The organism is Massilia oculi, assembly GCF_017582745.1.
GTDB classification, from domain to species: Bacteria; Pseudomonadota; Gammaproteobacteria; order Burkholderiales; family Burkholderiaceae_D; genus Telluria; species Telluria oculi_A.
On the sequence record NZ_JAFVIM010000006.1, the window covers coordinates 156663 to 179413 of the forward strand.

At 63.9% G+C, this 22751-nt stretch carries 24 protein-coding genes; 3 read left to right on the forward strand and 21 right to left on the reverse strand.

All coding sequences use genetic code 11. The features are described 5' to 3' along the window. The first annotated feature begins 40 nt into the window (after positions 1–40). Positions 41–799, forward strand: coding sequence for a GntR family transcriptional regulator (locus tag J3U95_RS09515; protein ID WP_370662052.1), 759 nt, complete (start codon positions 41–43; stop codon positions 797–799). A 167-nt stretch (positions 800–966) separates the two neighbouring features. On the opposite strand, the gene J3U95_RS28305 is transcribed toward J3U95_RS09515, so the two are convergent. The 11 genes from J3U95_RS28305 to rpsP all read right to left on the reverse strand — a co-directional run bounded on the left by J3U95_RS28305 (position 967) and on the right by rpsP (position 10572). After that, entirely contained in the window at positions 967–1650 is a 684-nt protein-coding gene (locus J3U95_RS28305) for a choice-of-anchor E domain-containing protein (RefSeq protein WP_229519735.1), read from the reverse strand. Between the two features lie 163 nt (positions 1651–1813). Then, a complete protein-coding gene (locus J3U95_RS09525; protein WP_208278365.1) occupies positions 1814–2605 on the reverse strand; it encodes an SDR family oxidoreductase in 792 nt (263 codons plus the stop codon). Between the two features lie 103 nt (positions 2606–2708). After that, on the reverse strand, positions 2709–5504 hold the full coding sequence (locus J3U95_RS09530; protein WP_229519736.1) for a M16 family metallopeptidase: 2796 nt from the start codon (positions 5502–5504) through the stop codon (positions 2709–2711). 118 nt (positions 5505–5622) lie between these two features. Next, entirely contained in the window at positions 5623–6072 is a 450-nt protein-coding gene (locus J3U95_RS09535) for a CBS domain-containing protein (protein WP_208278366.1), read from the reverse strand. 95 nt (positions 6073–6167) lie between these two features. Then, positions 6168–6521: a DUF3579 domain-containing protein gene (locus tag J3U95_RS09540; protein ID WP_208278367.1), complete on the reverse strand. Its 354-nt coding sequence runs from the start codon at positions 6519–6521 to the stop codon at positions 6168–6170. A 132-nt stretch (positions 6522–6653) separates the two neighbouring features. Next, the gene (locus tag J3U95_RS09545; protein WP_208278368.1) at positions 6654–7613 is read right to left on the reverse strand and encodes a CobD/CbiB family protein; all 960 of its coding nucleotides are present in this window, start codon (positions 7611–7613) and stop codon (positions 6654–6656) included. A 90-nt stretch (positions 7614–7703) separates the two neighbouring features. Then, a complete protein-coding gene (locus tag J3U95_RS09550; protein WP_208278369.1) occupies positions 7704–8402 on the reverse strand; it encodes a CoA pyrophosphatase in 699 nt (232 codons plus the stop codon). Positions 8403–8454: 52 nt separating this feature from the next. Continuing rightward, positions 8455–8844: a 50S ribosomal protein L19 gene (gene rplS / locus J3U95_RS09555; RefSeq protein ID WP_208278370.1), complete on the reverse strand. Its 390-nt coding sequence runs from the start codon at positions 8842–8844 to the stop codon at positions 8455–8457. Positions 8845–8961: 117 nt separating this feature from the next. Then, entirely contained in the window at positions 8962–9723 is a 762-nt protein-coding gene (gene trmD / locus J3U95_RS09560) for a tRNA (guanosine(37)-N1)-methyltransferase TrmD (protein WP_208278371.1), read from the reverse strand. A 27-nt stretch (positions 9724–9750) separates the two neighbouring features. Continuing rightward, positions 9751–10281, reverse strand: coding sequence for a ribosome maturation factor RimM (gene rimM, locus J3U95_RS09565; protein WP_208278495.1), 531 nt, complete (start codon positions 10279–10281; stop codon positions 9751–9753). A 42-nt stretch (positions 10282–10323) separates the two neighbouring features. Next, positions 10324–10572 carry a 30S ribosomal protein S16 gene (gene rpsP / locus J3U95_RS09570; RefSeq protein WP_005668882.1) on the reverse strand — a complete coding sequence of 83 codons (249 nt, stop codon included), beginning with the start codon at positions 10570–10572 and terminating at the stop codon, positions 10324–10326. Positions 10573–10825: 253 nt separating this feature from the next. Here rpsP and J3U95_RS09575 point away from each other — a divergent pair, with 253 nt between their 5' ends. Beyond that, complete coding sequence (locus J3U95_RS09575; protein WP_208278372.1) at positions 10826–11239, forward strand: NINE protein; 414 nt, start codon at positions 10826–10828, stop codon at positions 11237–11239. Here J3U95_RS09575 and J3U95_RS09580 read toward each other — a convergent pair. From J3U95_RS09580 to J3U95_RS09615, 8 genes are all read right to left on the reverse strand, one after another. Next, positions 11236–13026 carry an acyl-CoA dehydrogenase gene (locus J3U95_RS09580; RefSeq protein ID WP_208278373.1) on the reverse strand — a complete coding sequence of 597 codons (1791 nt, stop codon included), beginning with the start codon at positions 13024–13026 and terminating at the stop codon, positions 11236–11238. The genes J3U95_RS09575 and J3U95_RS09580 overlap by 4 nt on opposite strands. Before the next feature lie 108 nt (positions 13027–13134). Beyond that, on the reverse strand, positions 13135–14064 hold the full coding sequence (locus J3U95_RS09585) for an electron transfer flavoprotein subunit alpha/FixB family protein (protein WP_208278374.1): 930 nt from the start codon (positions 14062–14064) through the stop codon (positions 13135–13137). Positions 14065–14100: 36 nt separating this feature from the next. After that, positions 14101–14850: an electron transfer flavoprotein subunit beta/FixA family protein gene (locus tag J3U95_RS09590; protein ID WP_005668874.1), complete on the reverse strand. Its 750-nt coding sequence runs from the start codon at positions 14848–14850 to the stop codon at positions 14101–14103. 214 nt (positions 14851–15064) lie between these two features. Then, on the reverse strand, positions 15065–15292 hold the full coding sequence (locus J3U95_RS09595; RefSeq protein WP_040777452.1) for a sulfurtransferase TusA family protein: 228 nt from the start codon (positions 15290–15292) through the stop codon (positions 15065–15067). 473 nt (positions 15293–15765) lie between these two features. Next, on the reverse strand, positions 15766–18387 hold the full coding sequence (gene alaS, locus J3U95_RS09600; RefSeq protein WP_208278375.1) for an alanine--tRNA ligase: 2622 nt from the start codon (positions 18385–18387) through the stop codon (positions 15766–15768). 112 nt (positions 18388–18499) lie between these two features. Next, positions 18500–18727, reverse strand: coding sequence for a hypothetical protein (locus J3U95_RS09605; protein ID WP_208278376.1), 228 nt, complete (start codon positions 18725–18727; stop codon positions 18500–18502). A gap of 94 nt (positions 18728–18821) precedes the next feature. Further along, complete coding sequence (gene ugpQ / locus J3U95_RS09610) at positions 18822–19574, reverse strand: glycerophosphodiester phosphodiesterase (RefSeq protein WP_208278377.1); 753 nt, start codon at positions 19572–19574, stop codon at positions 18822–18824. Positions 19575–19593: 19 nt separating this feature from the next. Next, positions 19594–19938, reverse strand: a complete 345-nt coding sequence (locus J3U95_RS09615; protein WP_208278378.1) for a DUF1294 domain-containing protein — start codon at positions 19936–19938, stop codon at positions 19594–19596. A 698-nt stretch (positions 19939–20636) separates the two neighbouring features. On the opposite strand from J3U95_RS09615, the gene J3U95_RS09620 reads away from it, so the two are divergent. Further along, positions 20637–21080, forward strand: coding sequence for a DUF3597 domain-containing protein (locus tag J3U95_RS09620; RefSeq protein WP_370662058.1), 444 nt, complete (start codon positions 20637–20639; stop codon positions 21078–21080). 70 nt (positions 21081–21150) lie between these two features. Here the strand turns inward: J3U95_RS09620 and J3U95_RS09625 are convergent, their stop codons facing one another. Together J3U95_RS09625 and J3U95_RS09630 are read right to left on the reverse strand one after the other, a co-directional pair. After that, on the reverse strand, positions 21151–21594 hold the full coding sequence (locus tag J3U95_RS09625; protein ID WP_208278379.1) for a GNAT family N-acetyltransferase: 444 nt from the start codon (positions 21592–21594) through the stop codon (positions 21151–21153). Between the two features lie 85 nt (positions 21595–21679). After that, positions 21680–22729, reverse strand: coding sequence for a zinc ribbon domain-containing protein (locus tag J3U95_RS09630; protein WP_208278380.1), 1050 nt, complete (start codon positions 22727–22729; stop codon positions 21680–21682). Positions 22730–22751 lie beyond the last annotated feature (22 nt).

Here is a 22751-nt window from a genome sequence, read left to right on the forward strand (position 1 = left end):
CCTGCGGTATCATTTCCAGTCCGTTGACCCTGCCCGCCGCATGAATCCTCTCGTCCAGCTGATGCACGACATCGCCAAGGCCAGCCTCGCCGCCGGCGCCGGCAAGCTGCCGCTCTACCAGCAACTGCAGCGCGCGCTGCGCCAGGCGATCGACAACGGCGTCTACGGCCCCTCGAGCGCCCTGCCCGCCGAGCGCCAGCTGGCGCTGGAGCTGGGCATCTCGCGCATCACGGTGCGCAAGGCGATCGACAGCCTGGTCGACGACGGCCTGCTGGTGCGGCGCGCCGGCTCCGGCAATTTTCTCAACACGCGGATCGAAAAGAATTTCGCCAAGCTGAGTTCGTTCTCGGAAGACATGCGCGCCCGTGGACGGGTGCCGAAAAGCAGCTGGCTCAAGCGTTCGGAAGGCCTGGTCACACCCGAGGAGGCATTGCGCCTGCGGCTCTCGCCGGGCACGCCGGTGTACCGCTTCAACCGCCTGCGCTATGCCGACGATGCGCCGATGTGCCTGGAGTACGCGACCATCGCCGCCTTCGCCCTGCCCTCGCTCGACGCGGTGGGCGACTCGATGTACGAGGCGCTCGAGGCAACCGGCAACCGCCCGGTGCGCGCGCTGCAGCGCCTGTCGGCCCTGCTGCTGGGCGCAGAACAGGCGCGCCTGCTGGATGCGCGCGAGGGCGACGCCGGCCTGTGTGTGGAACGGCTGGGTTTCCTGCGCGACGGACGCGCGGTGGAGTTTTGCCGCTCATATTTTCGCGGCGATACCTACGACTTCGTGGCCGAGCTGAATGCGGCCTGATGCGCGCAGCCTGTCTATCCAGCCCTGATCACCAGCGGCAAGCAGCAACGCCGCGATGCGCCATGCCGCGACAACTGAAGCAACGCCCCATGAAAAAACCGCCATGCCGACCGAGGTGGCAATGACGGTTTTTCCGTTGCCGGCATCGCGCCGGCGGCGTACCTGGATTACGCCTGCTTGCCCGAGCGGCGACGACGCACAGCGCCGATCAGGCCGAGGCCTGCAAGCATCGTCGCCAGCGTGGCCGGCTCCGGGACTTCGGCAAATGGGGTGTAGTCATACGAGACCTGCACCGCGCCCGATGCGAAGGTGTCGAATCCGGTCGTCACATTGCCAGGTCCCTTTGCGAACGAGGTGCCCAGCGCGCTCAGGCCGAGTTCGATGAAACCTTTCCCCGAGAACAGGGCGAAATCGCTGGCGCTGCTGCTCAGGAACGATTCGGCACTGCTTGCCTGGACCTCACCGGTATGGACACCCGAGGTGCCGCCGAAGTCGAGAACGCGGTCATAGCGCGCAAGGCTGTAAATCTGGTCGAATACCGGATTGGCCACGACCAGCGTGGTGCCATCCGGGCGGGTCAGCTCGATGGTCGAACCCAAGGTCAGGGTGACCTTGGCCGCGCTGCTGCCCCGGTTTTCGGCGAAGCCGGCGCCGCTGACCACGCCGCTCAGGTCGAACTTGATCGAATTGAGGGTGCCCAGCTTCGTGTCGAATTTGTTGAAACGCAGCGTCTCGGACCAATCCGTTTCGGTGGCTCCGATACTGTTATTGAAGCTGATCACGGCGGCCTGGGCGCCCGCGATGGGGAACAGGGCAGCGGCAAGGGCCAGAGCGGCGAAAGTCTTTTTCAAGTTGATCTCACTGGGTGGAAATACGTTGGTTGCGTACAGCGACTGACAACCAATAAGCATAATTCATGCCACTGAGATATAAATGATTCAAAACAAGGACTTAGTTTTTTGAGGCGCCAACTGCCTGCCCGGAGTGTAAAAATTTCCGACAGGCATAACATTTTCACACAGCGGTAAAGCCGCCATCGACCACCATCTCGTGGCCGTTGATATAGGACGCCATGTCCGAGCACAACCACAGGGCCGCCTGCGCCACCTCGCCTGCCTCGGCAAAACGCCCCATCGGATGCGCCGCCTTGAGCTTCTTCTCGATGCCCGGATCGCGCTCGAAGGCGCGCGCCAGCATCGGCGTCTTGACCGCGGCCGGGCACAGCACGTTGACGCGGATGCCTTCGCGCGCATACTCGGCGGCGGCGCTCTTGGTCAGGCCCACCACCGCGTGCTTGCTGGCGCCATAGATCGCGTGGTTCGGGCTGCCGACCAGGCCGGCGATGCCAGCCATATTGACGATCGCGCCGTGGCCCTGCTTGAGCATCTGGCGCAGCTGGTATTTCATGCACAGCCAGACGCCCTTGACGTTGACGTTCATGATGCGGTCGAACTGCTCGTCGTCGGCGTCGGCCAGCAGCTGGCGCTCTTCCTCGACCGCGGCATTGTTGATCGCGAAGTCGAGCCGGCCATAGTAATTGATGGTCTTCTCGACCAGGGCTTCGACGTCCCCCGCGCGGGTAACGTTACTTTGCACGAACAGCGCCTTGCCGCCGTTTTCGACGATCATCGCCGCCGTGGCGTGCCCACCGTCGATCGAGACGTCGGCCACGACGACACTGGCGCCGGCACGGCCGAACGCCAGGGCGATGGCGCGACCGATTCCACTGGCGGCCCCGGTGACCAAAACGACTTTGCCGGTGAACGACAAACCGCCTGCCGGCTGCTGCTTGCTGATGGCCTTCATGATGCTCCCTGGATGAAACTTTTGCTTCCGAAAAGAAACATTTTAACGCATGGCTTCGTGCATTGTCACAATCCAGAGAGTTTTTGTCAGGAAACTGTTGTAGTTACGGCATAGTAACTACGGGTGTTGCCGGACCTCCTGCCTTGGCCTGGTCGCCTGCCATGAATACCGATAGCTTAGCCGGATCGATCGCCTTGCGGAATGCCGCATTCAGCTGAGGCAAGGTCACCGCCTGCAGCTTGCGTTCGAGCTCGGCCGACGCCTCGTAAGTCTTGCCGCGGTACAGGAACGAGGTCCAGCCCGAGGCGAGCGCGCCATCGTTCGCGCGCGCTTGCAGGCGCTGCTGCATCAGGCCCGACTTGGCCCCCAGCAGTTCTTCGGCCGTGAAACCATCCTTGAGCGCACGCTCCAGCTCGGCGCGCACCGCCGCATCGAGCTTGGCCAGGTTCTGCGGCGCCGCGATCGCATTGATCGTGAAGCTGCCGGCGCGGTCCAGGGTGCCCGGCGACACGTCCGAGCCGCCGCCATACGACAGGCCATCCTGCTGGCGGATGCGGTCCATCAGGCGCGACTTGAGGCCGCCGTCGCCGAAGATGTAGTTAGCCAGCGTCAGGGCCGGATAATCGGCATCGTCGATGTTCAGGTCCAGGTTCAGGCGCGCGATATAGAAGCCGTTTTCCTTGTCCGGGGTATTCAGGGTACGCGCCACCGGGGCCACCTCGGCATGCGCGACGAGCACCGGCGCGTGTGCCTGCGGCGCTTTCCAGGCGCCGAACAGGGTATTGACCAGCGGCGTGATTTCCTGCGGATCGAAGTCGCCCACGATGGCCATCTCGGCCGGATTGGCGCCGTAGAACTGGCCGTGGAAGGACTTGACGTCCGCGAGACGCGCCGCCTTCGCTTCTTCCAGCTGCTCTTCCAGGCTCGGCGAATAACGGATGTCGCCGCGCGGATAGCGGTTGAAGTGCTGGCTGAGCGCGCGCACGGCCGCGCTTTGCGGTTCGTTGCGGCCCGCTTCGATGCCGACCAGCAGTTGCTGGCGCAATTGCTCGAATTCGGATTCGGGGAAAGCCGGCTCCCTGAGCACATGGGCCACCAGCTTGAGCGCCTCCGCCAGGTTGGCGCGCGTGGTCTGGAAATGGGTCGGACTGCCGGCGATCTTGAGCTTGTCGAAGGCGTCGGCCAGTTCGGCGCGCGTATAGCGGGTGGTGCCGCGCATCAGCATCAGGTTCGTCAGGGCCTGGGTCGTGCCTTTGCCGAACAGGCTTTTCTCGTCGCCGAAGTGCTGGCGCAGGTCGACCGTCACGGTCTCGCCGCGGTTCTTTTTCGGCAGCAGGGCCAGCTTGACGCCGCCGGCCGTCGTCAAGGTGGTGCGCTTCATGATGTTTTGCTGGCTCGGGTCGAAATTCTCCGACACCAGGTTCGAGACGGCTGGCTTGAAATCCTTCATCGCCTCCACCACCGTAGGCGCCGGCGGCAGTTCGGCGCGCTTCGACGCTTCTTCGGGGATGAAGGTGCCGGTCGTACGGTTGCTGCGCAGGTAATAACGTCCTGCGCTGGCGGCGACCTGTTCGGCCGTGATCTTCTGCACGCGCTCGCGGCCCACGAAATACATGCGCCAGTCGCCCAGGGCGATCGATTCGGACAGGGCCACGCCCACCGCCTGCGGATTGTTCAGGCTGCGCTCGATCGTGTTCAGCCAGGAACGGCGCACCCGTTCCAGTTCCTCGGCGGTCGGCGGCTTGGTGGCGAGTTCCTCGACAGCCCCGATCAGCGCCTCGCGCACCGGCTCGATCGGCTCGCCCAGCTTGACCACGGCGCCGAAGAATTGCAGGCCCGGCGCATAGCCGGTCTGGCCGAAGCTGAACACCTGGCTGGCCTTGCCGGTCTCGACCAGCAGCTTGTGCAGGCGGCCGTTGGGCGCGTCGCCCATGATTTCGGAAGCGAAGCCGAGCGCCTCGGCCTCGGGATGCAGGTCGGACGGGATCTTGTAGCCGACCGCCACGAACTGCATATCGCCCTGGCGCCGCACGGCGAAGCTGCGCTCGCCGTCCTGGGTCGGTTCCACCGTCCAGAAGGCCGGCAAGGTGCGCTTCGGTTTCGGGATCGCGCCAAACAGGCGGTTGATCTTGGCCAGGGTCGCGCGCTCGTCGAACTGGCCGGCCACCAGCAGCACCGCATTGTCGGGCTGGTAGTAGGTGCGATAGAAATTCTGCAGGTTCTCGATGCGCACGTTCTCGATGTCGCTGCGGTTGCCGATGGTCGAGCGGCCATAGCTGTGCCAGTCGTAGGCGACGCTCTGCATGCGCTTGAACAGCACGTTGCCGGGCTCGTTCTCGCCGGCTTCGTACTCGTTGCGCACCACGGTCATCTCGGAAGCGAGATCCTTGGCGGAGACGAAGGAATTGACCATGCGGTCGGCCTCCATCTGCAAGGCCCAGTCCAGGTTTTCCGTCGACGCCTGGAACACCTCATAGTAGTTGGTGCGGTCGAGCGAGGTGGTGCCGTTGAACTGCATGCCGCGCTCGGAGAACTGCCTGGTGATGTCGCGGTTGTTCTTCGCGCCCTTGAACAGCAGGTGCTCGAGCAGGTGGGCCATGCCGGTCTCGCCGTAGTTCTCGTGGCGCGAGCCGACCAGGTAAGTGACGTTCACGGTCACGGTCGGACGCGAGGCATCCGGGAACAACAGCACTTTCAAGCCATTCGCCAGGCGGTATTCGGTGATGCCTTCGACCGACGGGCCGAGGGTCACGCCCTTGGGGAGCGCTGCGCCGGCGGTGGACTTGCCGGCGCTGGGGGTTACTGGGGCGGCGGCGGTGGCCGGCGCAATCATGACCAGGGCCAGGCAGCCCGCTGCTACATGCGCGGCCATCCCGCGCAACTGAAATCTCGAATCCATGGTGTCCCGTCTACTCGGCGGGACGCCAGCCGTCCCGCCTGCTCCACCATGGTAGCAGACGGGCGTGTTTCCGGTGACCTATACGCCTACCCAGTTGACAGGACTTGCCGGCAGGCAGCTATTGGCGCACGCGACGCTCGTGCGATTGCTGCCAGGAGCCGATGCGCGACAGCTCGCTCATCTCTTCGGCCAGGAACTCGAGGAGGTCGTCGGCGCTGACGATGCCGCTCAGATTGCCCTGGGCATCCACGACCGGCACCCGGCGGATGCCGCGCAGGCGCATGTGCTCGATGGTCTCGTAGACGTCGTCGGATTCGCCCGCGGTGAGCAGGTCGTCGCTCATGATGTCGCCGGCCAGCAGGCTGGCGGGATCGAGCCCGGGGGCGATGACGGCGAGCACGATGTCGCGGTCGGTCAGGATGCCGAGCGGGACGTTGCCGCCGCCATCGGTGTCGACCACGACCAGGTCGCCGACGTGGTGGCGCCGCATCAGCATGGCGGCGCCCTGGACGGTTTCGTCGCGGGTGCAGCAAATGGTGTCAGTGGTACAGATTTCGCCGATGCGCATGATGCCCTCCTCGTCGTCGCTTGAGGCTAGGCCAAAACAAAACTGGCGCTTTGATTTCGATCAAAGCGCCAGTGGCGGCAAGCTTGCGGGGAGGTTCAGGCGGCGCCTGGCTTCTTTTCGCCCGGCAGGGGCACGAAACAGGCGTCGACGACCTGCATATCGTTGTCCTTGGCGAAACTGACCACGAAGTGGTAGGCCATCGGTTCGATCTTTTGCAGGCTGCGGTTGACCACGACGGCCTTGGTGCCGTTGACCACGGTCGGGTAGACGTAAGGCGAAAACTTCAGGTGGGCATTGGGGCCGCCGGAACCCGGGCAATAGCAGGCCATGACGCCGCACAGCCGCTCGGCCCAGTCGCTCGGGCGGAACGTCTTGCCTTTATTCGTGATGCCCAGGATGAAAAACTCGCCAGAGAGTTCATCATCCTTGGGTGGCGCTTGGTCGGTCATAGTCCTACGGGCTCAGACAGAAAATACTGCGTGGGTGAGAGCAAATTCGGCTCAAGTGCAATACAGCTTTGCTCGGTTCAGGCAGTATTATATCTTATAGAAGACTTGAGGACGAGACCCGGCGCGCCACACTCAGCGCAGCCAGGCCACGCTCGAGGTCAGCAGCAGCAGGATCATCCACAAGATCAAAGCGCGCCACACCAGTCCGACCGTGCTCTGCAGGGCGCGGACATTCGGCTCCTCGCCCGGCAGCACGTCCACGTCGCTCTCGCTCAAGTCCACCGTGGCGGCGTCCGCCGGTAGCAATTGTGGCGCATTTTCGTTCGGCGTGCCGAGGCGCACACCCATCGCGCCGCCGCCGGCCGACAGGATAATGCCGCGCGCCTCGTCGGCCCAGCGGTTGGCGAAGTTGCGCCAGGCATAGACGGCGTCCTCGAAGTTGCCGACCACGGCAAAGGCCACCGCCGTCAGGCGCACCGGCACCCAGTCGATCCAGTAGAAGGCCTTGGCGGCGAACTGGCCGAAGGCTTCGTTGCGCATGTGGTCTGGCTCGTTCCAGGCGCGCGACAGGTATTCGGACACGCGGTACATCACGGCGCCCGCCGGCCCCAGCGGCATCAGGAACCAGAAGAACACGCCGAACACGTTGCGATGGGTCGTGATCAAGGCCTTCTCGACCGCGATGCGGGTGATCTCGGTGCTATCCATCCCGACGGTGTCCAGCCTCGTCCATTCGGCCAGGAGGGACCGTGCCCTGGCGTCGTCTCCCGCATTGAGCGCGAACTGGATCGAGGTGAAGTAATGGCTGTAGTGGCGGAAACCGAGGGTCAGGTAGACGATCAGGACATTCCAGGCAAAGGCCAGGAATACCAGGTTGTAGTGCATGAAGAACCAGTAGACGAGCCAGGTCGGCAGCATCAGCGCGGTCATCATCAGGATCCAGCCCATGCGTCCATTCTTCTGCTCGCCGGCATTGAACCAGGTCTCGATACGCACGGCGAGCGACTTGACGCCGCCATACACCTGGTTATCGGCACGCAGCGGTTTCAGTTGCTCGATGAGCAGTGCGCACAGGATGGAAAAGAATGTCATTCAGGAACCCTTTTTTGTTATGGCAATACGACTGCCCCGTTACGATAGCGGAGAAGCTAGCCAGAATCAAATCCGGACCTGTAATAAAACTTAAATGGGTGACTCGGCGCGCAGGAAATGGAACAGGTTGCGCAGCATGGCGGCGGTCGCGCCCCAGATGAAATATTGCTCGTACGGCATCGTATAAAAGGCGCGCCGGCCGGCGCCCTGCGGCAGCTCGACGATGCGGCGCTGGTGGTTCAGGCCATCCATCAGGAAAGCCAGCGGCACCTCGAAGGCTTCGGCCACCTCGCCCGGATCGGGCCGCAACTCGAACGGCGGCTGGACCAGGGCCACGATCGGCGTCACGCGGTAGGCGCTCACCGTGGTGTAGTCCGGCAACACACCGATGATCTCGATGTGGCGGCGTCCCAGGCCGATTTCTTCCTCGGTCTCGCGCAGCGCGGTCTCGATCGGCGAGGAATCGCCCTCTTCGGCGCGGCCGCCGGGAAAGCTGATCTGGCCGGCATGGCTGGACAGGTGGTCGGTGCGGCGCGTGAACAGCACCGTCACGCCCTCGGGCCGCTCGACCAGCGGCACCAGCACCGCGGCGCGGCGCAATGTTTCTGCCAGCAGACCCCTGCCCTCATCCGACGTCTCCGCATCCCAGGGCAGCGTCTGCGCGAAGCGTGCGCGCAAGCCGGCCGGAGTCAGGCGCGCCGGCGCGACGGGCGCCTCGCCGGCAAGGCTGGTGACCGGAAGCTGGGTGGGATCGAAGACGAGTTTTGCCACAATAGAATCCTTGGACATCCGAAAAGAAAAAGGCATCCTTGCGGATGCCTTTTTCAGGAAACAGTCGCTATTACTCAGCAGCGGCTGGGGTTGCTGCAACTTTACGCTGCGGCAGTTTTTCCTTGATACGAGCCGATTTGCCCGAACGCTCACGCAGGTAGTACAGCTTGGCGCGGCGGACGTCACCACGACGCTTCACTTCGATCGAAGCGATCAGCGGCGAGTACAGCTGGAAGGTACGCTCGACGCCTTCGCCCGACGAGATCTTGCGAACGATGAAGTTCGAGTTCAGGCCGCGGTTACGACGCGAGATGACCACGCCTTCGTATGCCTGGGCGCGCTTGCGGTTGCCTTCGACGACGTTGACGCTGACGACGACGGTGTCGCCTGGTGCGAAATCAGGGATCTTGCGGCCGAGGCGCGCAATTTCTTCTTGCTCGAGTTGTTGAATCAGGTTCATTTTTTATGACTCCAAAAACCATCTTGCTGGCACTACCTTCGCCCAGTAGAGGATGGGGTTGAACGACGGACAACGCGTCCGCCGTTGCATGCGCCTGTATTACCGGCACATATTCTTTTACTCGGCAGATTTATTCAAATCTGCCAGAAACTGTTCGTCGTTCTTGCTCAGCTGGCCGGCGGCGCGCGCCTTGTCCAGCAGATCGGGCCGCTTCGTTGCGGTCGCTTCCAGCATGCGCTGGCGGCGCCACTTGACGATCTCGGCATGGTTGCCGCCCATCAGGACCGGCGGCACCGGCACATCTTCGTACACTTCCGGCCGCGTGTAATGCGGAGAATCGAGCAGGCCGTTGACGAAGCTGTCTTCGACCGCCGAGGCATCGTCGCCCAGCACGCCGGGAATCAGGCGCACCACCGCATCCATCAAGGCCATGGCCGGCAATTCACCGCCCGACAGCACGAAGTCGCCGAGAGAAATCTCTTCATCGACACAGCGGTCCAGCAGGCGCTGGTCCACCGCTTCGTAGCGGCCGCACAGGATCACCAGCCCAGCCTCGTCCTTGAGCGCCATCGCGCGCTCGTGGGTCAATGGCTTGCCTTGCGGCGACATGAACACCACGCGCGGACTCGGCAGGCCGAGCTCGGTTTGTCTTTGCTTCGCAGCATTGATCGTCGCTTCGAGCGGCTTGGCCATCATCACCATGCCGGGGCCGCCGCCATACGGGCGATCGTCCACGGTGCGGTGGCGGTCCTGCGTGAAATCGCGCGGATTCCAGATCTGCAGGCCCCAGCGTTGCTGCTCGAAGGCGCGCCGGGTGACTCCCGACTGCGTCAATGCGGCGAACATTTCGGGGAACAAGCTCACGACGTCAAACTGCATCGCGCTTTGCTCCTCTAGTGGATGGGCTCAAAAATCGAGGCCCCAGTCCAGGGTAATCAGCTTTTGCTCGAGACTGACGGTCTTGACGAACTGGTCCACGAACGGCACGAGGCGCTCTTGCGCCTTGCCTTCGGCAGCTGGATCAGCGACCGGAGTGATGCGCAAGATCGATTGCGCGCCGTTGTGCATCATGTCGGTCACCTTGCCCAGGGCTTCGCCCTGCAGGTTGACCACATCCAGGCCGATCAGGTCGGACCAGTAATACTCGCCTTCCTCGAGCGCCGGGAACTCGCTGCGCGCGACTTGAACCGACGCACCTTTCAGTGCCTCGGCCTCATTGCGGTCGCGCATGCCGACCAGGGTAGCGACGACGTCGCCACCATGCAGCTTTGCATTCCGTACGGTGACGGCGTGCAGGGTCGGCTTGTCGAGCCACCAGGTCTTCACGTTCAGCAGCGCATCGGCGTCTTGCGAATACGGGGTGACACGGATGCCGCCCACGATCCCATACGCCCCGGAGATGTGCCCGACCTGGGTCAGGTCATCGGGGACGGCCACCGGGCTTGCTGCTGAATCGCTCACTACGTGTTGCTTGATAAATTAAGCAGCTGGCTTGTTCTGGGCGACCAGACGAGCGACGGTCGGCGACAGTTGTGCGCCAACGCCTTGCCAGTGAGCCAGACGGTCAGCAGCGATACGCAGGCCAACTTCGGCGCCCGAAGCCATCGGGTTGTAGAAACCGATGCGCTCGATGAAACGACCATCGCGACGGTTACGCGAATCGGTTGCAACGATGTTGAAGAACGGACGCTTTTTAGCGCCACCACGAGCCAAACGAATAACGACCATAATATTTCCGAAAAAGTTGTTCTGGACGGAGAAAGTCGACGATTATAGCGCGCGACACCGAACAGCAGCAAGCGTTAATGACAACAGGGCCGACTTCACCAACTGTCGTCCCAGCACAATCAGCCATTATCGCTGATTTTTCACCACACCGCCACCGGCCATCCGCCCAAATCCGCAGCTTGTCGCGTGAAACGTGCCATTCCTGCAAATCTCGACCATACTCTTGCTGTCCCGAACTAATGAACAACATGACATGGCCGCTAAGCACAAGAACAAGACCGTCGCCACCCTGCTCGCCCTGCTGCTTGGTGGCTTCGGCGCGCATCGCTTCTACCTGAAGGGCGGCACCGACCGGCTCGGACTGCTGCACCTGTGCGCGCTGCCCATCACCGGCATCCTGTATGGCGCGGTCAAGCCGCACCCCTTCTATGTGATCTTGCCATTATTGGTGTCGTTCATCGCCGGCTTCATCGAGGCGCTGGCGATCGGCCTCACGCCGGACGAGAAATGGGATGAGAAGTACAACAAGGGCAGCGGCCGCCAGTCGCGTTCGAACTGGACCTTGCCGCTGCTGCTGGTAATCACGACGCTGGCCGGCGCCATCGTCCTGATCGGGACGATGGCGCGGCTGTTCGACCTGCTGTTTACAGGCGGGGCCTACGGTTAGAACTGGTCGACGTCGAGCGCCAGCACGCCGGTTGCGCCCTCCACGATCGCATGACGCAGGCCGGGCGCCTGCGACAGGATGTGGTCGGCAAAGAAGCGCGCGGTAGCGATCTTGGCGCGGTAGAAGGCGGCATCGCCCTCGCCCGCATCCAGCTTGCCTTGCGCCACCAATGCCGCGCGCGCCATCTGCCAGCCGCCCAGCACGATGCCGGCCAGCTTCAGGTAAGTCACGCTGCCGGCGAACACGGCGCGCACGTCCGATTTGACGTTGGCGACCACGTAATCGACCACCTGCTCCAGCGCGGTCGCGCCTTCGCTCAGGCTGCGCGCGATCGCGGCGCTGTCTTGTCCCTGCACCTCACCCAATTGCGCCTCGACCGCGCGGATCTGCGCGATCAGCGCCTTGGCCACCGCACCGCCATCGCGCACCGTCTTGCGGCCGACCAGGTCGTTGGCCTGGATCGCCGTCGTACCCTCATAGATGGTGAGGATCTTGGCGTCGCGGTAATGCTGGGCCGCGCCGGTTTCTTCGATGAAGCCCATGCCGCCATGCACCTGCACGCCGTCGCGCGCGACGTTCTCGCTCATTTCGGTCGACCAGCCCTTGATGACCGGGACCAGGTATTCATACACGGCGAGATTGGCCTGGCGCGTCGCCTCGTCCGGATGGTGATGCGCCAGGTCCGATATGCCGGCGCCGACGTAGGCCAGCGCGCGCGCCGCTTCAAGCTGGGCGCGCATCGACATCAGCATGCGGCGCACGTCAGGGTGATGGATGATCGCCACCGGGCCGCTGGAACCGGCCACGTCGCGCGACTGGATGCGGTCTTTCGCGAACGCCACCGCCTGCTGGTAGGCGTGCTCGGCCAGGCCGACGCCCTGCATGCCGACGCCGAAGCGGGCCGCGTTCATCATGATGAACATGTATTCCAGGCCGCGGTTCTCTTCGCCCACCAGGGTGCCGATCGCGCCGCCGCCGTCGCCGAACTGCAGCACCGCGGTCGGACTGGCCTTGATGCCCAGCTTGTGCTCGATCGAGACGCAGTGCACGTCGTTGCGCGCGCCCAGCGAACCATCGTCATTGATCAGGAATTTGGGCACGATGAACAGCGAGATGCCCTTCACGCCCGGCGGCGCATCGGGTGTGCGCGCCAGCACCAGGTGGACGATGTTCTCGGCCATATCGTGATCGCCATAGGTGATGAAGATCTTGGTGCCGAAGATTTTATAGGTGCCATCGCCCTGCGGCTCGGCGCGGGTGCGCACGGCGGCCAGGTCGGAGCCGGCCTGCGGCTCGGTGAGGTTCATGGTGCCGGTCCACTGGCCCGAGATCAGCGGCTCGAGGAAGCGCGCCTTCTGCGCATCGGAGCCGGCGGTGAGCAGCGCCTCGATGGCGCCGTCGGACAGCAGCGCAACCAGCGCGAACGCTAGGTTCGCGCCATGCAGCATCTCCATGCACGGCGTGGCCACCAGCTTGGGCAAGCCCTGGCCGCCGAATTCTTGCGGGTGCTGCACGCCCTGCCAGCCGGCGTCGGCATAGGCGCGGAAGGCTTCCTTGAAGCCCTTCGTCGTCGTGACACTGCCATCCTTCCAGTAGCTCGGCTCCTTGTCGCCGGCATGGTTCAGCGGGGCGATCACTTCGCCGCAGAATTTCGCGTTTTCTTCCAGCACCGCTTCCACGGTATCGGGCGTCGCGTCTTCGCAGCCGGGCAGCGCATTGACCTCGGCGAGGTTGGCCAGTTCATTGAGGACGAACTGCATGTCTTTCAGCGGGGCGTTATAGCTCACCTGTTGTCTCCTGATTGTCTCTCATGCAAAAAAAACGCCGTTCCTGCGCGGGCGGGAACGGCGTGTGCGGGTGCCTGCGGCGCGCGTCTCGATGAGCGCGCCGGCCGGTCAGCCCAGTTCCTTGACCAGCTCCGGCACGACCTCGAACAGGTCGCCCACCAGGCCGTAGTCGGCGACCGAGAAGATCGGCGCTTCCGGATCCTTGTTGATGGCGACGATGGTCTTCGAATCCTTCATGCCGGCCAAATGCTGGATCGCGCCCGAGATGCCCACGGCGATGTACAGGGTCGGGGCGACGATCTTGCCGGTCTGGCCCACCTGCCAGTCGTTCGGCACGAAGCCGGCGTCGACCGCGGCGCGCGAGGCGCCCATGGCGGCGCCCAGCTTGTCGGCCAGCGGCTCCAGGATCTTGAAGTTGTCGGCCGAGCCGATGCCGCGACCACCCGAGACGATCACCTTGGCGGCGGTCAGCTCGGGACGGTCCGACTTGGCCAGCTCGCGACCGACAAAAGTAGAGGTGCCCGAGTCGGCGACGGCAGTCACGTTCTCGATGGCGGCCGAACCGCCGCCGGCTGCCGAATCGAAGGCGGTGCCGCGCACGGTGATGACCTTGACCTTGTCGCTCGACTGCACGGTGGCGATCGCGTTGCCGGCATAGATCGGACGCTCGAAGGTGTCGGGCGAATCGACCTTGGTGATCTCGGAGATCTGCGCCACGTCCAGCTTGGCGGCCACGCGCGGCAGGATGTTCTTGCCGTAGGCGGTGGCCGGAGCCAGGATGTGCGAGTACTCGCCGGCGACGGCCAGGATCTGCCCGGCCACGTTCTCGGCCAGGCCGTCGGCAAAGTGCGGCGCGTCGGCGACCAGCACTTTCGACACGCCGGCGATTTGCGCGGCGGCTTCGGCGGCGGCGCCGCAGTTGCTGCCGGCGACCAGGATGTGGACGTCGCCGCCGCACTGGGCGGCCGCGGTCACGGTGTGGTGGGTAGCGCCCTTCAGGGAGCCGTTGTCGTGTTCAGCAATGACTAATGCGACCATGTTGATTCCTATGAATTATTTACGAACAGACGGCTATCAGATGACCTTGGCTTCGGTGCGCAGCTTCTGCACCAGGGTCGCCACGTCCGGCACCTTGACGCCGGCCGAGCGCTTGGCCGGCTCGACGACCTTCAGGGTCTTCAGGCGCGGCGCGACGTCGACGCCCAGATCTTCTGGCTTGACGGTCTCGAGCGGCTTCTTCTTCGCCTTCATGATGTTCGGCAGCGTCACGTAGCGCGGCTCGTTCAGGCGCAGGTCGGTCGTGATGATCGCAGGCAGGGTCAGGGCAACGGTTTCCAGGCCGCCGTCGACTTCGCGGGTCACGGTCACTTTACCGTCTTCCAGCACGACCTTCGAGGCGAAGGTGGCTTGCGGCCAGCCCAGCAGCGCAGCCAGCATCTGGCCGGTCTGGTTCGAATCGTCGTCGATCGCCTGCTTGCCCAGGATGATCAGTTGCGGCTGTTCCTTGTCGGCCAGCGCCTTGACGATCTTGGCCACGGCCAGCGGCTCGGTGTCGCCCGCAGTTTCCACCAGGATGCCGCGGTCGGCGCCGATCGCCATGCCGGTACGCAGGGTTTCCTGGCACTGGGCCACACCCACCGAGACCGCCACCACCTCGGTGACCTTGCCGCCCTCTTTCAGGCGGGTTGCCTCTTCCAGTGCGATCTCGTCGAACGGGTTCATCGACATCTTGACGTTGGCGACATCGACGCCGCTATTGTCGGACTTGACGCGAACCTTGACGTTGTAGTCGACCACGCGTTTGACGGGTACCAGGACTTTCATAGGGTGCCTTTAAAAATGGGATGGATCGAAATAAGTGGCATAGATTATATGAGAAATCGACGCTCCGGGCCAAATTAAAGCACGATCGTGCGATTTTTAGTTAGAGGAAATCACCTAATCGGCCTATCTCGGTTTTTACAGGGGGAGCGGACGGGGCTGGAGGCCCCGTCTCAGGATACGCACGCGGCTGCAGCATGGACTGCAGCCTGCCGCATTATTTGCGGCGCATCAGGAAGGTGAACTCGCCATTCTCATGGGTATGAGCCAGCAAGGCATTGCCGGTTTGCTTGGCGAAGGCCTGGAAGTCGCGCACGGAGCCGGTGTCGGTGGCAACGATGCGCAGCACCTGGCCGGTTTCCATCTCGGCGAGCGCCTTCTTGGCTTTGAGGATGGGCAGCGGGCAGTTCAGGCCGCGTGCATCCAGGTCTCTCTGGAATTCCATGGTGTCGGTTTCAAAAGTGATATCGCTCATCGCATTACCTGCTTTGATTAAGTGGTCCAACTTCAGTCGCATACTACTCCAATTCGGGCAGTATGACGCACCGCACCAAAATAGTCACACATTGTTGCAAGATTGCAACCGCAATGTGAAATGCTTGACCGAATTACATTGAGTGTGTACTGGATGCTCACGAATCGGCACTGCAGCGGTGCATTACATCCCGTAGATGCGGTCCGAATTGGGGCGCGCAATAGTCCGAATGACCATGAAAACAAAGTGTTACCACATTCGGCCAAGGCCAGAATCGACACCCCACTCGTAGCCCAAAAAAGTCGTCCCCGCGCAGGCGGGGACCCAGTTCCGTCGCGCAGCGACTACGATTTACGTAGACACAGCGCATGAAAACTTGGGTCCCGCGCCTGCGCGGGGACGACGTGTTGAAGCTAAATACTAAAGGTGGCGTTTGCGGAAGATCAGGCGCGTTCGCCGACCCAGCCAGCCACGCCGGCCAGCGCCGCCGGCAGGCCCGATGGATCGGTGCCGCCTGCTTGCGCCATATCAGGACGACCGCCGCCCTTGCCGCCAACCTGCTGGGCGACGAAGTTCACCAGCTCGCCGGCTTTGACTTTACCGGTGGCATCCTTGGTCACGCCCGCGATCAGGCTGACCTTGCCGTCGGCCACGCTGGCCAGCACGATGGCGGCCGTTTGCAGCTTGTCCTTCAGCTTGTCCATGGCTTCGCGCAGGGTCGCCACGTCGGCGCCTTCCATCGTTGCCGCCAATACCTTGATGCCGTTGACGTCGACTGCCTTGCCCAGCAGCTCGTCGCCCTGGCCGGCCGCCAGCTTCGATTTCAGCGCGGCGACTTCCTTCTCCAGCGTCTTGACCTGGTCTTGCACCTGGGCGATGCGGGCGGTCAGCTCGTCCGGGCTGGTCTTGAGCGCGCCGGCCGCTTCGACCAGCTTGCGGTTGATCGACTGCACCAGCGCCAGGGCGCCCTCGCCCGTCACCGCTTCCACGCGGCGAATGCCGGCGGCGACGCCGCCTTCCGACACGATCTTGAACAGGCCGATGTCGCCGGTGCGGGTCACGTGGACGCCGCCGCACAGTTCCTTCGAGGTGCCGATGTCCAGCACGCGCACGGTGTCGCCGTACTTCTCGCCGAACAGCGCCATCGCGCCATGCTTGACGGCGTCGTCGAACGACATGTGGTGCGACTGGGTCGGATGGTTTTCCAGGATCTCGCGGTTGACGATGGCTTCCACCTGCGCGATCTCGTCGGCGGTCAAGGCCTGCGGGTGGCTGAAGTCGAAGCGGGTCTTGTCCGGATCGACCAGCGAACCCTTCTGCTGCACGTGGGTGCCCAGCACTTCGCGCAAGGCCTTGTGCATCAGGTGGGTGGCCGAGTGGTTGCGGATGGTGCGGCCGCGCTTGACGGTGTCGACCTGCGCGTCGACGGTGTCGCCGACCTTCAGCGAACCCTCGCGCAGCACGCCGTGGTGACCGAACACGTCGGCCTGGATCTTGAGCGTGTCCTCGACCTCGAAGCGCGCACCGGCGGCGCCGTCGAAGTTACCAATAAGGCCCTGATCGCCGACCTGGCCGCCCGATTCGGCATAGAACGGGGTAGTGTCGAGCACGACGATGCCGGCCTGGCCGGCCTTCAGCTCGTCGACCTTCACGCCGTCGGCGTACAGCGCCAGCACGTGGGTGTTGTGGGCCAGCGATTCGTAGCCGACGAACTTGGTCTTCTCGCCCGCGTACTCGACGTTGGCGGCCATCTTGAACTTGCCGGCGGCGCGCGCGGTCTTCTTCTGCTGCTCCATGGCGGCGGCGAAGCCGGCCTCGTCGAGCGTCACGTTGCGCTCGCGGCAGATGTCGGCGGTCAGGTCGAGCGGGAAGCCGTAGGTGTCGTACAGGGTGAAGGCGGTGGCGCCATCCAGGTTCTTCGGATCCTTGGCCAGCTGGGCTTCCAGGATCTTCATGCCGTTTTCCAGGGTCTCGCCGAAACGCTCTTCCTCGGCCTTCAGCACCGACGCCACACGGTCTTTCACGCTGCGCAGTTCCGGATAGGCTTCGCCCATCTCGAGGTCCAGGTCGGCCACCAGCTTGTAGAAGAACGGCTTGGTCTGGCCCAGCTTGTGGCCGTGGCGCAGCGCGCGGCGGATGATGCGGCGCAGGACGTAGCCATGGCCTTCGCTGCTCGGGATGATGCCGTCGACGATCATGAACGAGGCCGAGCGGATGTGGTCGGCGATGACCTTGAGCGAGTTGTTGCCCAAGTCGTCGATGCCGGTCTCGCGCGCGGCGGCGCGGATCAAATTCTGGAACAGGTCGATCTCGTAGTTGCTGTGCACGTGCTGCAGCACGGCGGCCAGGCGCTCCATGCCCATGCCGGTGTCGATCGACGGCTTCGGCAGCGGAGTCATATTGCCCGCTTCGTCGCGATTGAACTGCATGAACACCAGGTTCCAGATCTCGATGAAGCGGTCGCCGTCTTCTTCGGGCGAGCCCGGAGGACCGCCCCAGATGTCAGCGCCGTGGTCATAGAAGATCTCGGTGCACGGGCCGCATGGGCCGGTGTCGGCCATCTGCCAGAAGTTGTCCGAGGCGTAGCGCGCGCCCTTGTTGTCGCCGATGCGGATGATGCGCTCTTTCGGCACGCCAATCTCGTTGGCCCAGATGTCGTAGGCTTCGTCGTCCTCGAAATACACGGTGACGGTCAGCTTCTCGGCCGGCAGGCCATAGACCTTCGTCAGCAGTTCCCAGGCATACTGGATCGCGTCGCGCTTGAAATAGTCGCCGAAGCTGAAGTTGCCCAGCATCTCGAAGAAGGTGTGGTGGCGCGCGGTATAGCCGACGTTTTCCAGGTCGTTGTGCTTGCCGCCGGCGCGCACGCAGCGCTGGACCGAGGTCGCGCGCGAATACGGGCGGGTATCCAGGCCCAGGAACACATCCTTGAACTGCACCATCCCGCTATTGGTCAACAGCATGGTCGGGTCATTGCCAGGCACCAGCGGGCTGGAACGCACGATGGAATGGCCTTTGGATTCAAAGAACTTCAGGAACTTTTCGCGAATGTCTGAGGATTTCATGTCTGTTGGAGGGCGGAATCAGGCAGCGTGCCAATAAAGGAACGATTATAGCCTAGCCGCCGCTGTCAATATCAGTCCGACTGATATTGACAACTTGCCAGCAACAATGGATTCAGCGCAGCAGGTTCGAGATCGCGCGGGTCCGTGGTTCGACCGGGGCCAGCATTGTCATGGCAGCTCCCTGCAGGATGCGCGCACGGGCCTCGCCGGTCGGATCAGTATCGCGCCGGCGCGCGCCTGCCTGCACCGACTTGCTGACGAGGTCGAGCCAACGGCTGACGGCGGCCTGTGCGCCTTCGGCGTGCGGGGACAACGGGATGATGGTGGTCGAGGGTGCCATGCTTGCTGCTTCAAAGAGATCGTCAGTACTTAACGTCTCCCTGGCGACCATTCTTGAGGCCGCCTGAGAAATATATTGCTGAGCCGAAAGTCTCTCAGGCGAAGTCCGGCCCGATCAGGTCGATGCGGTCGGTGCAGAAGGCGTCCACGCCCCAGTCCAGCAAGGTGCGCGCACGGCCGGGATCGTTGACGGTATAGCAGAACAGGCCGAAGCCGCCGTCCTTCACCGCCCGCGCCATCGCCGGCCCCAGGTGCTGGTGATTGGTGTGGACGGCAACCGCATCCAGCGCCCGCGCGCGTGCTTCCCAATCCGGCCCCAGCGCGCTGATCAGGCAGGCGCGCGGAAGTCGCGGCGCGGCCAGGCGCGCGCTGGCCAGCGCCGCGTCGCTGAACGAGGACAGCAGCGGGACCCCGGCCATGTCCCCGGCCGCGAGTTCGGCGGCGAACAGCTCGGCGGCAAGCGCGGCCACGACCGCGCCGGTTTCCGCCTCGAATCCGGGCGCCGGCTTGATCTCGATATTCATCCATACGCCCTGCTCCTTGCACAGGCGCGCGAACTCGGTGAACAGCGGCACCGGCTCACCGGCAAACGCCGGGGCGAACCAGGCGCCGGCATCCATCGCCGCGAGATCGCCGGCATCGTGCTCGAACACGCTGCCGCTGCCCTTCACCGTGCGGCCCAGGCCGGGATCGTGCATCACCACCGGGACGCCGTCGCGGGCCAGCATGACGTCGAATTCGATCGCGCGAAAACCCGCCTGCATCCCGCAGCGCAGGCCGGCATAGGTATTCTCGGGCGCCAGGGTGCCGCCGCCGCGGTGGGCCAGGATGCGAGGATAGGGCCACATGCGCGCCGCCTTTCGACGATCAGGCCGGCACGCCGAGGCGCCAGGCCAGCCAGGCGAAGGCGCCCAGGTTCAGCGCCACTGTCAGCTGGAACTTGCGCTGGAACGATTGCTTGCTGGTCTTGTGGCGCAACCATTGCTGGGCCAGCAGCGCCCCCGGCCAGCCGCCGACCAGGCCGAGGACCAGCAAGGTGCTTTCCGGCGTGCGCCAACTGTTCGCGCGCGCCGCCGACTTGTCGATGGCGTAGGCGACGAAGCAGGTCAGGCTGGTCGTCAGGTAAGCGGCGCCGACGAGCTGGGACATGTCCCAGGCCAGGCTGGCGAACAGGTAGACGGCGAAAAAGAGGACGAGCGGCAGGTAAGGCATGGCGCCAGCTTACCGCTCCCAGCCCGCAAATGTCCACTGGGCAAATGCAGCACCCAATTGCTCTTGGATGCCGCGCCTGGGTTCGTCATCGAACAGAGTCGACGATACCAAACATCTACGCTGAGTCTTCACAGGTATCACATCACGTAGGAGATGACATGGCTTTCGATTTAGGTAACTTATTGCAGCAATATATCGGCGGCGCCGGCGCCGGCGCCAACAACGGCAAGGCTGCCGACGACTTCGACCAGGTGGCGCAGAACGCGCCCCGCGCCAGCATCGCCCAGGGCATCGCCAGCGCCCTGCGCTCGGACCAGACCCCGCCCTTCCCCCAGATGGTCAGCCAGCTGTTCGGCCAAAGCAATCCCGACCAGCGCGCCGGCATGCTCAACAGCCTGCTGGGCGGCGCTGGCGGCGGTTTGCTCGGCTCGGTAGCCGGCGGCGCACTGGGCAAGATCTTCGGCAGCAACGCGCCATCGAAGGTAACGCCGGAACAGGCGGCGCAAGTCTCGCCTGAGCAAGTGCAAGAACTGGCCGAAAAGGCGCAACAACAGAATCCCGGCATTGTCGACCGTATGAGCGACTTCTATGCCGAGCATCCGACCCTGATCAAGGCTGCCGGCGGCGCCGCGCTGGCGGTCGCGCTCGGCTATATGGCAAACAATATCCGTAAACAATCACCAGAAAAGGAGGGTCCCGTGGGTATCCTGAGCAATATTTTCCACAAAATTTTCCCAGGTAAGAAAGATGCGGCGCCTGCCGCGACGACGGCTGCGGCCCCTGCCGCGCCGACCCAGCCGCAAGCCGCGCCTGCGCCAAGCGCCCCGGCCGCCGCACCGGCCGCCCCCGCTGCGGCCCCTGCCGCTGCTGCTGCGCCGATGCAACAGGTCGATGTGGAGCAAGTCCTGAACGATATGCAGAAGTCGTCCGGCCAGCAACTGAACTGGCGCACCTCGATCGTCGACCTGCTCAAGCTGCTCGGCCTCGACAGCAGCCTGGCGTCGCGCAAGGAGCTGGCCGCCGAGCTGAACTACACCGGCGACACCAATGACTCGGCCAAGATGAATATCTGGCTGCACCGCCAGGTGATGAACAAGCTGGCTGCCAACGGCGGCAAGGTGCCGGCCGACCTGCGCGACTGACAGACACGGCGCCGGCCCGGTGGCACCGTCACGTCGATCGTGACGGTGCCACCGGGCCGGGCGCGTGTGGTCAAAGAAGGATTTCCGCCACCATCTCTCCGAGCCCATCGATTTCGGTCTCGACAAAGCCGAATGAAGCATAGAACCGGCGTGCGGTGCCATTGTCCGGTTTGTAGCAAATCGTGATGCGCCGCGCATCGGCATGACCCCGTATTTCTGCCAGCAACAGTTCCATTGCACGACGGCCGATGCCATTGTTCTGGCGCGGATGGTCGACCATGAGCCGGTAGATCGCGTAGTGACCGGGTTCGTCGTTGCCGGCCACATCGTACAAGGCAAACCCGGATGGCACGCCATCGCAATAGATGGCGCGCGGCCGCCAGTCAGGGTAGTAATGTGCCTGGGCGATGGAATAGGCATTGCTGGCCAAGAAGCGCGCCTGCTCCGGCGGCAACTCCATGTCCATCAATGCTTCGAAGTTCTCGATCGTTACTGATTCCAGCGTGACATTCATGGTGCTGCTTCTCGCTATCTGGATTACAACGGCCCAGTGTACAAGCTTGTTGCCATCCTGACAAACAGGAAGCCCTTCGGCATGCTTAATCCTGCAGCGTCGTATTCGCCGCCACCCCGCAGGCGAAGCAGAACCGCGCGAACGCATTCTTGCGGGTCGTGCAGTTGCCGCACCGGTTGAACAGGCCGATGCCGCAGTGCGGGCAGAAGTCGATCTTGCCGTCCTTGAGGTCCACGGCGCGCTCGCAACCGGGGCACACGCCTTTCGCCAGGCGCGCCTGGACGACGTCGTAGCGCATGCCCTGGCGCCGTTCGGCGTCGGGCAGCGCCTCGGCCTGCTTCTGGCGCGCCAGGTAGCCCTGCAGCCACACGATGGCGTAGCGCCCCGCGACCACGGTCAGGACGATGCCGACGATGTACCGGACGTAGCCGCCATAGCTCGGCAGGTAGGGCACCAGCTCGAAGAAGAAGGTGAACAAGGCAAAGATGATGAAGCCCCAGGCGAACGGCCAGTCGGGGGTCTTGCGCTTGTGCCTGAACAGCCAGCCGGCCGCCAGCAGCAGCGGCAGGGTCAATGCCAGGCGATACAGAAAGACGCGCAGCTCGCGCGCCTCGACTTCGTCGGCGAAGGCCTGCTGCGCCGGTTCCTGCAAGGCGTTCCAGCGCAGGTTGGCGCGCTCGTAGGCCTGGGTGGCGTCCAGCATCGTCTGCTGTTCGCTCTCTACCGCCGCGAGGGCGGTGCGTTCAGCGCGCTCCAGGGCCTCCAGGCCCTGGGTACGCTTGATCAGTTCGGGGTCCTGCTCGGGCCGCGCGGTCGCCTGACGGGTCGCGAGCCAGTTGTCGAAGGTCGAGCGCGCCGAGCGTGTATTCGACTGCGCCACCGTGTGCTTCTGGCTGGCCTGCTCGAGGCGCGTGCGCGCGCCTTCGATGCGCGAGCGCTCGCTGGCCATCTCGGTGCGCAGCTTGCCGACCTGGGCCGGGTTCATGAACTCCTCGACCGTCAGCGGCTCTTCGACGTCGCGCAACTGCTGCACGACCAGGCCGCCCAGGCCGATCAGGAAACCGGCGAAGACGAAGGCGACGAGCCACAAGGCGCGTTGCATCCATTGTTCGGTCAGGCGCAAGCCTTTGCTCATGAAGCGCTCCTCGGCAATGGAC

Excerpts from the sequence above, each read along its gene's own strand:
- J3U95_RS09590 (WP_005668874.1), bottom strand. The coding sequence starts at position 14,850 with ATGAAAGTCCTGGTACCCGTCAAACGCGTGGTCGACTACAACGTCAAG.
- J3U95_RS09595 (WP_040777452.1), bottom strand. The coding sequence starts at position 15,292 with ATGGAATTCCAGAGAGACCTGGATGCACGCGGCCTGAACTGCCCGCTG.
- J3U95_RS09575 (WP_208278372.1), top strand. The coding sequence starts at position 10,826 with ATGGCCGCTAAGCACAAGAACAAGACCGTCGCCACCCTGCTCGCCCTG.
- J3U95_RS09515 (WP_370662052.1), top strand. The coding sequence starts at position 41 with ATGAATCCTCTCGTCCAGCTGATGCACGACATCGCCAAGGCCAGCCTC.
- J3U95_RS09585 (WP_208278374.1), bottom strand. The coding sequence starts at position 14,064 with ATGGTCGCATTAGTCATTGCTGAACACGACAACGGCTCCCTGAAGGGC.
- J3U95_RS09540 (WP_208278367.1), bottom strand. The coding sequence starts at position 6,521 with ATGACCGACCAAGCGCCACCCAAGGATGATGAACTCTCTGGCGAGTTT.
- rpsP (WP_005668882.1), bottom strand. The coding sequence starts at position 10,572 with ATGGTCGTTATTCGTTTGGCTCGTGGTGGCGCTAAAAAGCGTCCGTTC.
- J3U95_RS09605 (WP_208278376.1), bottom strand. The coding sequence starts at position 18,727 with ATGGCACCCTCGACCACCATCATCCCGTTGTCCCCGCACGCCGAAGGC.
- J3U95_RS09535 (WP_208278366.1), bottom strand. The coding sequence starts at position 6,072 with ATGCGCATCGGCGAAATCTGTACCACTGACACCATTTGCTGCACCCGC.
- alaS (WP_208278375.1), bottom strand. The coding sequence starts at position 18,387 with ATGAAATCCTCAGACATTCGCGAAAAGTTCCTGAAGTTCTTTGAATCC.
- J3U95_RS09525 (WP_208278365.1), bottom strand. The coding sequence starts at position 2,605 with ATGAAGGCCATCAGCAAGCAGCAGCCGGCAGGCGGTTTGTCGTTCACC.
- ugpQ (WP_208278377.1), bottom strand. The coding sequence starts at position 19,574 with ATGTGGCCCTATCCTCGCATCCTGGCCCACCGCGGCGGCGGCACCCTG.
- J3U95_RS09530 (WP_229519736.1), bottom strand. The coding sequence starts at position 5,504 with ATGGATTCGAGATTTCAGTTGCGCGGGATGGCCGCGCATGTAGCAGCG.
- J3U95_RS09625 (WP_208278379.1), bottom strand. The coding sequence starts at position 21,594 with ATGAATGTCACGCTGGAATCAGTAACGATCGAGAACTTCGAAGCATTG.
- J3U95_RS09550 (WP_208278369.1), bottom strand. The coding sequence starts at position 8,402 with ATGTCCAAGGATTCTATTGTGGCAAAACTCGTCTTCGATCCCACCCAG.
- J3U95_RS09630 (WP_208278380.1), bottom strand. The coding sequence starts at position 22,729 with ATGAGCAAAGGCTTGCGCCTGACCGAACAATGGATGCAACGCGCCTTG.
- J3U95_RS09615 (WP_208278378.1), bottom strand. The coding sequence starts at position 19,938 with ATGCCTTACCTGCCGCTCGTCCTCTTTTTCGCCGTCTACCTGTTCGCC.
- J3U95_RS09545 (WP_208278368.1), bottom strand. The coding sequence starts at position 7,613 with ATGACATTCTTTTCCATCCTGTGCGCACTGCTCATCGAGCAACTGAAA.
- trmD (WP_208278371.1), bottom strand. The coding sequence starts at position 9,723 with ATGCAGTTTGACGTCGTGAGCTTGTTCCCCGAAATGTTCGCCGCATTG.
- rplS (WP_208278370.1), bottom strand. The coding sequence starts at position 8,844 with ATGAACCTGATTCAACAACTCGAGCAAGAAGAAATTGCGCGCCTCGGC.